Source organism: Streptomyces sp. NRRL WC-3549 (assembly GCF_000721935.1).
Lineage (GTDB): Bacteria > Actinomycetota > Actinomycetes > Streptomycetales > Streptomycetaceae > Streptomyces.
The window spans coordinates 113,494-115,547 of record NZ_KL585423.1 but is presented as its reverse complement, the minus strand read 5'-3'; the positions used below and the strand labels follow the sequence as shown (position 1 = coordinate 115,547).

Here is a 2,054-nt window from a genome sequence, read left to right as displayed (position 1 = left end):
AGCCTACCGCGGGGCGTGGCGGCGCGAGGAGAGCCGGCAGCAGGTCCGCGTCCACCGGCGCCGCCACTACGTCCCGCCCCGGCAGAGCGCCCTGCGCCGCGCCGCCTTCGAGGCGTCCGTGCTGGTCCACGGCCTGCTCGCGCCGCCCCCGGGACGCCCCGACGCGGTGGTCTCCCAGATGCCCAGCCTCGCGGGCGGTGTCATCGGTGCCCGGATCGCCCGCCGCCACCGGGTCCCGTACATACCCGTCGTCCAGGACCTGATGGGCGCCGCCGCCGCGCAGAGCGGCATCCGCGGCGGTGGCAGGGCGGCGTCCGCCGCGGCGGCGGCCGAGCGGTACGCCCTGCGGGACGCGGCCCTCGTCGGTGTCATCCACGAGAGCTTCGTCCCGGGCGTCAGGGCCCTGGGGGTGGCGGCCGGACGCATCCGGGTGGTGCCCAACTGGACGCATGTGCGGCCTCCTTCGGCGGACCGGGCCGCCACCCGGGCGCGGCTGGGCTGGCGCGAGGACACCCCCGTGCTGCTGCACTGCGGGAACATGGGCCTCAAGCAGGGGCTGGACGTCCTCGTCGACCTCGCCCGGCGGGCCCCGGACATCCGTGTCGTGCTGATGGGCGACGGCAACCAGCGCGAGGCGCTGCGTACGAGCGCCGCCGGACTGCCCAACGTCGACTTCGCCCCGCCCGCCGGAGAGCGGGAGTTCACCGACGTGCTCGCCGCCGCCGACGTGCTCGCCGTGACCCAGCGGGCCTCGGTGCTCGACATGAGCGTGCCCTCCAAGCTCACCTCGTACTTCGTCTCGGGGCGGCCCGTCGTCGCCTCCGTCGCCGCCCGGGGCGGCACCGCCGACGAGGTGCGCCGGGCGGGCGCCGGGGTCCTCGTCACCCCCGAGGACCCCGGCGCGCTCCTGGCCGCCGTACGCGCGCTGGCCGACGACCCGGCGGCGGCGGACGCGCTGGGCGCCCACGGGCCCCGGTACGTCGCCGACCACCTGAGCCGCGAAGCGGGCCTGTCCCGCTTCGACGCCCTGCTCGCCGAAGTCCTGGGGGACGCGCGGCGCGACGCGCCACGAGACGCACGAGGGGGAGCACACCGATGACGCACGCGGTCCGCACACTGGAGGAGCAGGACGAACCGGCGCTGCTGCGGGACCAGTTCCGCCAGCTCCTGCGCTACCGGGCCCTGCTCGCCGTAGGCGTCGCCGTCGGGCTCCTGGGCGGCGCCTTCCTCGCCCTGGGCGGCGAGGACACCTACACGGCCACCGGCGAGGTGCAGGTGAGGTCCGCGACCGCCGACCCCTTCGCCACCGGCGCCTCCGCCGACAAGGGCATCAACATCGGCTCCGAACGCCAGACCGCCGTCAGCGACACCGTCGGTGCCCTCGCCGCCCGCACCCTCGCCAAGAAGGGCGACGCGGCCGACGCCCGTACGCTGCTGCGCGGCCTCCAGGTCACCAACCCGCCCAACACGCTGACCCTGCGCTTCGCCTACACCACCACCGACCCCGGCCTCGCCAAGACCCGCGCCGACGCCCTGGCGGGCGCCTACCTCGAAATCCGCCGCCGGCGCACCGAGGGCAGCATCGACAACATGGTCGACGGCTACCGCGCGCAGATGAAGCCCCTCGTCGAGCAGCGCGACCAACTGCAGACCGGCGGGGGCACGGCCGAGGACACCGACAGCGCCCGCGCCAACCTCGTCGTCGCCATATCCGAGCTCAACCGGAAGATCGTCGAGCTCAAGGCCCTCGACACCACCCCCGGCTACCTGAACAAGGAACCCGTCACCCCCACCGAACCCACCGGCGCGGGCCTGCCGCTCCTGCTGGGCCTCGGCGGCGTGGTGGGCCTCGCCCTCGGGCTGCTCCTGTCCTGGGTGCGCCTCGTCTTCGACCCCGCCGTACGCTCCACCCGCGAACTCGTCCGGTCCCTGGGCGCCCCCCTCCTCGGCTCCCTGCCCAGGGAGCGCGGGCAGGCCGGGGCGCTGCTCGCCATCGGGCGCGGCGGCAGCAGACTCGCCGAGGAGTACCGGGCCGTCGCCTTCCGGCTCGCCTA

At 75.8% G+C, this 2,054-nt stretch carries 1 protein-coding gene and 1 pseudogene; both read left to right on the top strand.

The window, feature by feature from the left end; all coding sequences use genetic code 11:
• Positions 1-1,099 (top strand): glycosyltransferase family 4 protein (locus IH13_RS0126885; protein WP_063837501.1); only part of this gene is annotated, 1,099 nt, incomplete at its 5' end.
• A pseudogene (locus IH13_RS0126880) lies at positions 1,096-2,054 on the top strand (lipopolysaccharide biosynthesis protein); the annotation flags it as partial. The gene IH13_RS0126885 and the pseudogene IH13_RS0126880, both read left to right, overlap by 4 nt.